The sequence below is a fragment of the Nocardioides dubius genome (genome assembly GCF_039528155.1).
GTDB lineage: Bacteria > Actinomycetota > Actinomycetes > Propionibacteriales > Nocardioidaceae > Nocardioides > Nocardioides dubius.
This window is the reverse complement of record NZ_BAAALG010000006.1, coordinates 273,567-282,183: the sequence shown is the minus strand read 5'-3', so window position 1 is coordinate 282,183 and position 8,617 is coordinate 273,567. Positions and strand designations below refer to the sequence as shown.

The window sequence follows — 8,617 nt, the reverse complement described above, 5'->3', positions numbered from 1 at the left end:
GCGGGGGCCGGAGCCTCCGCCTTGGGTGCCTCGGCGACCGGAGCCGGGGCAGCGGGTGCCTCGGCGGGCGCTGCGATGTCGAACAGCGAGCCGCCTGCATTGAGGTCCGCAGCCGGGGCAGCCGGGGCAGCCGGAGCGGCGGGTGCCGGGGTCTCGGCCGGGGTGGCGATGTCGAAGAGCGAGCCACCACCCAGGTCGGCCTTCGGAGCCTCCGCCTTCGGTGCCTCCGCCTTCGGTGCCTCGGTCTTCGGCGCCTCGGTGGGAGCCACGTCGAAGAGCGAGCCACCACCGAGGTCGGCAGCAGGCTTCTCGGCGGCCGGAGCAGGCGGTGCCTCGGTCGGAGCGACGTCGAACAGCGAGCCGCCCGACGACGCCGGCGTGGCCTCGGGGGCCGGGGTGTCGAAGAGTGAGCCGCCGGCCGGCTTCTCGGCGGCCGGGGCCGGGGCGTCGAACAGCGACGAGGACGCGGGCTTCTCGGCGGCCGGAGCCACCGGGGCGTCGTCGAAGAGCGACGAGCCCGAGGAGGCCGGAGCGGCCGGAGCCGCCGGAGCGTCCCCGAACAGCGAGCTGCCGCTGCTGGCCTTGGCGTTGGCCCCGACGTCGGCCGGGTCCGCGACCGTGTTCTCGGTCAGCGTGACGTCGCCCGCCTCGGGCTCGGCCTTGGTGGCGACACTGCCGGACTTCGCGGCAGGTGCCGGAGCGGCCTGCCCCTGGCCCGGCTTGAGCTTGGTGGCGACCTCGCCCTTGACCGAGGCCAGCAGCATCTGCGCGACGTCGAGGACCTCGACCTCCTCGCGAGCGCCGCCGTTCGCCTGCTCGGCGGTCAGGCCGTCGGCCAGCATCACGCGGCAGAACGGGCAGCCCACGGCGATCTGGTCGGCACCGGTGGCCACGGCCTCCTTGGTGCGGTTGACGTTGATCCGCTCGCCGAGGGTCTCCTCCATCCACATCCGGGCGCCACCGGCACCACAGCAGAAGGAGCGCTCGGAGTTGCGGTCCATCTCCTGGAACTCCGCACCCGGCAGGACCTGGAGCAGCTCACGCGGCGGCGCGTAGACGCCGTTGTGACGACCGATGTAGCAGGGGTCGTGGTAGGTGATGGAGCGCTTGTGGGCACCCTCGCCGGTCTTGACCGGGGTCAGCTTGCCCTCGCGGACCAGGCGGTTGAGCAGCTGGGTGTGGTGCACGACCTCGAGCTCGATGCCGAAGTGCTTGTACTCGTTCTTCAGGGTGTTGAAGCAGTGCGCACAGGTCGAGACGACCTTCTTGACCTTGTACTCCTTGAAGGTCTCCACGTTCTGCTGGGCCAGGCCCTGGAAGACGAACTCGTTGCCGGCGCGGCGAGCCGGGTCACCGGTGCAGGTCTCGCCGTTGCCCAGAACGCCGAAGGTGACCCCGGCCATGTCGAGCAGCTCGGCGACGGCGCGGGTGGTCTTCTTGGCGCGGTCCTCGTAGGCACCGGCGCAGCCGACCCAGAACAGCCAGTCCACCGACTCCAGGGACTCGATGTCCTCGCCGACGACGTTGACGTCGAAGGGGAGGTCCTTGGCCCAGTCGAGACGCGCGTTGGGCGACATGTTCCACGGGTTGCCCTTGTTCTCCAGTCCCTTGAAGAGACCGTTGAGCTCGGCCGGGAAGTTCGACTCCACCAGGACCTGGTAGCGGCGCATGTCGACGATGTGGTCGACGTGCTCGATGTCGACCGGGCACTGCTGGACGCAGGCGCCACACGAGGTGCAGCTCCACAGGACGTCCTCGTCGATGACGTAGTCGGCGCCCTCGGGGTTGTAGAACCAGTCCTGGACCTCGGTGTTGGCGCCCTGCTCGACCTCGCCGGCGCCGGAGCCGATCAGTGAGGTGCGCGCAGCCGCGGACTCGGAGCCCTCGGCGGTGGCGTAGGCGTGCTCGCGCAGGCCCATCATCAGCAGCTTCGGCGACAGCGGCTTCTCGGTGTTCCAGGCCGGGCACTGGCTCTGGCAGCGACCACACTCGGTACAGGTGGTGAAGTCGAGGATGCCCTTCCAGGAGAAGTCCTGGATCGAGCCGACACCGAGGACCGAGTCCTCGTCGAGGTCGTCGATGTCGTCGAGCGTGATCGGCTTGCCGGCCGAGGTCAGCGGCTTGAGCGCGCCGAGCGCGGTGTCGAGCGGAACGGCGCCCTCGGAGGTGCGCTCGGTGGACTCACGCTTGAACCAGATGTTGAACCAGGCGGTGAACCGGTGCCAGGCCACGCCCATGGTCAGGTTGTTGGCGATCACCAGGAGCCAGACCATCGCGGAGACGATCTTGAACATGGCGATGAAGTAGATGATGTTCTCGAGCGCGGTGTGCGAGTCGGGGTAGAGCGCGTCGCCGATCCACGAGCTGATCGGGAAGTGTGCGCGCTCGCCGTGGCCGAAGAGCTTCCACTCGGCGCCGCGGATGAAGAGGATCGCGGAGGACTCCAGCAGCACCATCGCCTCGACGAAGTACGCCTGCCACATGGTCGAGCCGAAGAAGCGGCTCTTGCGGCCGTCGGCGGCCGGGCGGTGGCGCAGTCGGTAGACGATCAGCGGGATGATCGCCAGCGTGCCGAGCAGGCCGAGGATCTCGGCCGTCCACTCGTAGACGATCCAGTGCCCGATCAGCGGCCAGGCGAACTCCGGGTCGAAGAGCTGGAAGTACGCGCTGCCGACCGCCGTCGAGAGGAACAGGAAGGCGGCGAACGCGAACCAGTGCAGAACACCGACCCAGGTCCATTGGAGCATGCGGGTGTGAAGGAAGGTCTCCTTCAGCATGGTCACCGTGCGGCGCCCCGGGTTGTCGGTGCGTCCAGTCGCGGACTGGCCGATCTTGATGGTCGCGAGCATGGAGCGCACCGCACGTGCGGTGAGTGCCACAGCCACGACCGTGATGGCCAACGAGACCACGATCGCGAAGATCTGCATGGGTCCAACTCCTCATGAGTCAGGTGGAGACATACGTGCGCCGAGCCTATTGCCCTCGTTCGTCGGTCGTCAGGTTAGGCCAGGGTGACTTGAATCCTACCCGTTGGTAACTTCGTCGGTCGGTGACGCCGGATCGTGGATGGTTGTCCGAAAATCGCGCGCCTTGTGCCGGAGCCCGGTGACACCCTTGACGGGTGGCCGTCTCCCTCGATTCAACACCCTCACGCTCAACCGGGCCGGGGCCCGCAGCACCGCTCGCCGTCGCCGTCGCACTCCTGCTCGTCTATGTGATCTGGGGCTCCACCTATCTGGGCATCCGGGTCGTCGTCGAGGACGTCCCGCCCCTGCTCGGGATGGGCTCGCGCTTCCTGACGGCGGGTCTGCTGCTCGGCGGGCTGCTTGCGCTGCGCGGTGGCCTGGCCCGGCTGCGGGTGACGCCGGCCGAATGGGTCGGCTGCGCCTTCCTCGGGCTGATGCTGCCGGTGCTGGGCAACGGGCTGGTGGCGATCGGGGAGAGCCGCGGGGCGCCGTCCGGGGTGACCGCACTGCTGGTGGCCACGGTTCCGCTCAACATCATGGTGCTGCGCGCCCTGACCGGGAGTCGGCCGGGCGCGATCGCCCTGATCGGGGTGGTGGTCGGCCTCGTCGGCGTCGCCCTGCTCGCGCTGACCGGAGGCGGGGCCGAGGCGGACATCCCGCTCGGCGCCACCGCAGTGGTCCTGCTCGCGGCGGCGTTCTGGTCGTTCGGCTCCTGGTACCAGCCGCGGCTGAGCATGCCGAGCGACCCGATGGTCGCCACGGTGCACGAGATGCTCGTCGGCGGGGTGCTGCTGCTCACCTTCGGTGTGATCCGCGGCGAGCGCGCCGGGCTCACCGGTCACCCGACCGACGCCTGGATCGCCTGGGTCTACCTGGTCCTCTTCGGCTCGATGGTGGGCTACACCGCCTACGTCTGGCTGCTGCACAACGCGCCGATCTCGCTGGTCGCCACCTACGCCTACGTGAACCCGGTGGTCGCGGTGGTGCTCGGCGCGCTGATCCTCGACGAGGCGATCACCTCGATGATGCTCGTCGGCGGCGGGCTGATCGTGGTCGCCGTCGCGGTGGTGATCACCGTGGAGCGCAAGCCCCAGGTGATCGCCACCGACGAGGTGCCGCCCGAACCCGGCTGACGGTGCCTCAGCTGCGCACGGAGCGCAGCCGGCCGGCCTGGGAGAACGTGGCGGTGGTGGTGACCTTCTTCCAGCGCACCACCTTGCCGGAGCGATTGCGCACCGGCTTCTTGGCGCAGAAGGTGAAGCGCGTGCCGAGCCGCTCGTAGGGCTGGCCGACCGCGTTCATCACGGCGCGGGTGGTCATCCCGCGCTTGAGCATTCGCTTGACCTTCGCCTGGGACTTGCGCAGGCCCGGGTTGCGGCACGAGTCCGCACGCACGCCGTGGGCGCGCTCCCAGGTCTGCAGGTAGGCCTCCGCGCCGCGGCCCAGGTCCTGGCTGATCGCGGTCCCGCCGCTGACCTTGACCAGGTCCGCGATCCAGTCCGGGTACATGCCGTAGTGGGCGACGCCGTCGGTGTTGACGTCGAAGGTGCGCTGCCCGCTGCGTTGCCGGTCGATGCGGACGCCGCCGAGACCGGTCACCGGGTAGCTGACCTTGTTCTTCGCATCGGCGCCGCGTGGCATCGCCTGCTGGGCCAGGCCGTTGATGTCCGCGCCGAACCCGAACCCGAAGTAGTACCGCTTGTCGGCCCAGGTCAGGTGCCGCTTCCACTTCTGCACGAAGCCGGTGGAGTCGCCGGCCATCGGGGCCACGAAGCCGCCGAGGTCGTAGATCCGGGGGTACGCGTCGGGGGTCGACCAGGAGTGCGACGAGACGACGCCCGAGTACCGCCGCCGCTCCAGCAGGTCCAGGGTGGCCGAGCGCGCCCGGACGCTCATGTGGTCGGGGTCGATCAGCATCTTCTTGCCGATCATCTGCGTCAGCACCGCCTCGCCGAGGTCGGTCAGGCCGCGTCGGTTGCACTGCGCCCCGCTGGGATAGATCGGCAGCGACGGCAGGGAGAGGCCGAGCTGGGCGATCGCGCCGAAGAGCGCGTCCTGGACCTGGCCGCCGGAGAGGTCGGGGATGCCGAGCTGGGTCTTGTCGGTCGACTCTCCGGCTCCCGGCTCGCAGGCCCCCATGGACCAGAAGCTGCCGGTCTCCAGGAAGTTGGCCAGGTTCACCAGCGGTCCGATCCCGCCCTCGTCGCCGGCGACGCCGGCCAAGGCGTTGTCGAACTTGTTGACCAGCTCCATCTGGCGCACGCCGAGGTCATAGAGCTCGCCGAGTCCCTTCTTGATCTGGGCGACGTCGCAGGCCGCGATGTCGAGCTTCATGGTGCAGCCGAACGGGATGCTCACCTCGACGCCCATGATCACGGCGAGCTTGCCCTGGTTGATCACCTTGCGGGCCTGGAAGGGGTCGGTGACGATCCGGTACCAGCCCTTGCCCGGGCCCCCGTACTGCGCATCGACGTAGCGCTCGAGCTCGCGCATCCGCTTGGCCTGCAGGCGCGCCGAGTCCATGTCGTTGCAGGAGTTCCGCTTGGCCGGATAGATGTTGCACAGCTGGCCGTTCTCGACCAGCAGGTTCACCATGATCCGCTGGCCGCCGCGCCAGGAGCGCTCCAGCCACTTGTAGTAGACGCCCTCATGGGTGAGCGCGTCGGGCTTCGGCCAGCCCTTGAAGGTCGGCCAGCCGACCGGGTCGCGGGTGCCGCCGCTCAGGGCGAGGTCGAGCACGCCGCCCTTGGTGCCCTGCTGGCTGAGGTCGCTGCAGTCGGGGAGCGCGTAGGCGGCGCCGTACTTGTGCCACGGGCGGCCGCAGTGGACCTCGCCGCCGAGGAACTCGTAGGCCATGCCGTGCACGTGCGGGTCGATGTAGCCGCGCACCTCCTGGAACGCGCTGACGCCGGCGTGCGGCTTGCCGCGGACGTCGGTGCCGACCTCGGGGTACGCCGAGCAGCCGGTCGTGGTGCGCAGCGCGAAGTAGGTGGGGGAGGCGCCGGTGCTGAAGGTGCCGGCCGCATAGCGCAGCCAGCGGCCGTCGCCGAGCCGGAAGGTGAAGCCCTTCGCGCTGCGCTGGGTGGTCCACTCGGCGGCGACCGACGGGCCGGCCGCCCAGGTCGCCGAGGTGCCGCTCGCACCGGAGAGGAAGGCGCGCTGCGGGCTGTAGAGCAGGTGCACGCCGAGGTCGCTGGCCTGGAACCGGGTGGCCGTGTTGCCGAGTCGGTAGCAGCCGCCGGCCACCGCGTAGCGGCTCTCGGGGACGGTCCTGCGGGCGGAGCGCAGTGCTGCCGTCGTCAGTGCGGGGTCGCGGAGCTTGCGCTGCGAGGCCGCATAGGAGGTGTTGCGCCGGGCCGCGGCGGCCGAGGTCGGGTCGGTGGTGCCCTCGGTCTCGCCGGCCCGGGTGATCGTGTTCTTGGTCGCGGGATCGTCGTGCCGGTGGTCGTGCCCGTCGTCGAGCGCCACCCCGAGTGCCTCGGCGGAGATCGCCTTGCTCTTCGCGTCGTAGACCTCACGCAGGGTGTCGCCACCGTCCAGGCGCCACGGCGAGACGACCAGCACGGTGGCGAGCAGCACGAGCGAGAGGGTGACCGAGAGCGCCAGGTGACGCAGTGAGCGATTCCGCATAAAGGGCTCAACGACACATCCCGGTGGAGGTCACTCCGTGCGCGACCCCCGCCCGGTGAGTCGTGCGGTGAGGGTGGCGGCTGCCCGGCGAACCGCTGCCGCGTGCTCGCTGGTCCGCGGATCCGGGGTGGAGAAGGTGAGCGCGAGCCCGGCGACCGGGTAGTCGTTGTGGTCCAGGACGGCGGCGGCGACGCTGGCCAGCCCGGGGGTCACCTCGCCGTCCTCGGTGGCGTGGCCGCGCGAGCGGGTCTCGCTGAGCAGGGTGCGCAGAGCGCTCAGTGACTGTGGGCCGATGCCGTTGCGCTCCACGAAGAGCGAGCGGTCGGGAAAGAGCGCGCGGACCTGGGCCGGCGGCAGGGCGGCCAGCATGGCGCGCCCGCTCGCCGTCAGGTAGGCGGGGAGCCGGACGCCGACGTCGGTGACCAGCGGCGGGCGCCCAGGGGCGCGCTCCTGCAGGATGTAGAGGACGTCCCCGCCGTGCAGGACGGCGAGCTGGGCGGACTGGCCGGTGGCGTCGACCAGCTCGGCCAGGCCGCGCCGGGCGATCCGCGCCAGCGGCGCATGGCGGGCGAACCCGCTGCCCACCTCGAAGGCGGCCACGCCGAGGCCGTAGCGCCGCTCCTCGGCCAGGTGCACCACGAAGCCCTCGGCGACCATGGCGGTGATCAGGTGGTAGGCGCTGCTGCGCGGCAGGTCGCAGGCGCGGGAGATCCGGTCCAGCGGAACCGGACCCGGTTGCGAGGCCAGGAAGCGCAGCACGCGCAGGGTGCGGGTGGCGGCCGGGACCTGACTCATGGCACCAGCAAACAGGCTCGACTCGCCGTCGAGCAATGCCGCTTGCACCGAAGTCCCAAAACGACACCGAGTGCCACTGGCCGAGACATCCGAGCCGAAACGCTTGCATCTTCGTAGAGTGGCAAGCGTGAGCACTGGAGGAATCGCAACCGGTCACGCCATCTCGCCCGACTCGGGCGTGCATTGGGCAGACGAAGGCGCCTGGAAGGTCGCCGAGGGGATCTACCGGATCCCACTCCCGCTGCCGATGGACGCGCTCAAGGCGATCAACGTCTACGTGATCGAGGGTGACTCCGGTCTGACCCTGATCGACGGCGGTTGGGCGATCCCCGAGGCGCGCGAGCTGCTGGACGCCTCGTTGCGCACGATCGGCTCGGGCTTCGGGGACATCAAGCAGTTCCTGGTCACCCACGTGCACCGCGACCACTACACGATGGCCTCGGTGCTCGGGAAGGAGTTCGGTGCCGACGTCTCGCTCGGCATCGGCGAGCAGCCTGCGCTGGACCTGCTGCAGAACGCCGCCGACCTCACCGAGTCGCCGTTCGCCGCGGTGCTGCGCACGGCGGGCGCCCAAGAGGTCGCCGATCAGTGGGGTGCCGGGAACAACGGGGAGCTGCCCGACCTGAGCCACTGGGGGATGCCCAGCCGCTGGCTCGAGGGCGACCTGAGCATCGCCGTCGGCTCGCGCAGCATCGACGCCGTGCACACCCCCGGGCACACGCCGGGGCACTACGTCTTCGCCGACCGCGCCGAGGGCGTGATGTTCTCCGGCGACCACGTGCTGCCGACGATCACCCCCTCGATCGGCTTCACCGTGCCGCCGGCGGACCAGCCGCTGGCGCAGTTCATGGCCTCGCTGGCCAAGGTGCGCGGCCTGCCGGACCTGCGGGTGCTGCCCGCGCACGGCCCGGTCGCGCCGTCCACCCACCAGCGTGCCGACGAGCTGCTGGCGCACCACGAGGACCGGCTGAACCAGTGCCTGAGCTCGCTGCGGGGCCGCAGCGGCGCGACCTCCCTGGAGGTGGCCCGCGACCTCGGCTGGACCCGGCACGAGCACGCCTTCGACAGCCTCGACGTCTTCAGCCAGGGCATGGCGGCGATGGAGACCAAGGCCCACCTCGAGGTGCTGGTGGCCCGGGGGCAGGCGACGGCGGACGACCACATCGACGGCGTGGTCTTCACCATCGCGAGCTGACGCCTCCGCGAGCTGACACCTCCTGAGCGCT

At 70.4% G+C, this 8,617-nt stretch carries 5 protein-coding genes; 2 read left to right on the top strand and 3 right to left on the bottom strand.

Translation table 11 applies throughout. The annotated features are described in order from the left end of the window. Window positions 1-2,927 (bottom strand): (Fe-S)-binding protein (locus ABD151_RS08710; RefSeq protein WP_343993354.1); only part of this gene is annotated, 2,927 nt, incomplete at its 3' end. Window positions 2,928-3,121: 194 nt separating this feature from the next. On the opposite strand from ABD151_RS08710, the gene ABD151_RS08705 reads away from it, so the two are divergent. After that, window positions 3,122-4,099, top strand: a complete 978-nt coding sequence (locus ABD151_RS08705) for an EamA family transporter (RefSeq protein WP_343993352.1) — start codon at window positions 3,122-3,124, stop codon at window positions 4,097-4,099. Window positions 4,100-4,106: 7 nt separating this feature from the next. Here ABD151_RS08705 and ABD151_RS08700 read toward each other — a convergent pair whose 3' ends face one another. Both ABD151_RS08700 and ABD151_RS08695 read right to left on the bottom strand, forming a co-directional pair. Continuing rightward, complete coding sequence (locus ABD151_RS08700; protein ID WP_343993350.1) at window positions 4,107-6,596, bottom strand: amidohydrolase family protein; 2,490 nt, start codon at window positions 6,594-6,596, stop codon at window positions 4,107-4,109. 30 nt (window positions 6,597-6,626) lie between these two features. Then, window positions 6,627-7,391 (bottom strand): IclR family transcriptional regulator, encoded by a 765-nt coding sequence (locus ABD151_RS08695; protein ID WP_343993348.1) that lies wholly within the window; start codon window positions 7,389-7,391, stop codon window positions 6,627-6,629. 127 nt (window positions 7,392-7,518) lie between these two features. Between ABD151_RS08695 and ABD151_RS08690 the strand changes: the two genes are divergently transcribed. Further along, a complete protein-coding gene (locus tag ABD151_RS08690) occupies window positions 7,519-8,586 on the top strand; it encodes an MBL fold metallo-hydrolase (RefSeq protein WP_343993346.1) in 1,068 nt (355 codons plus the stop codon). The last annotated feature ends 31 nt before the right edge of the window (window positions 8,587-8,617 follow it).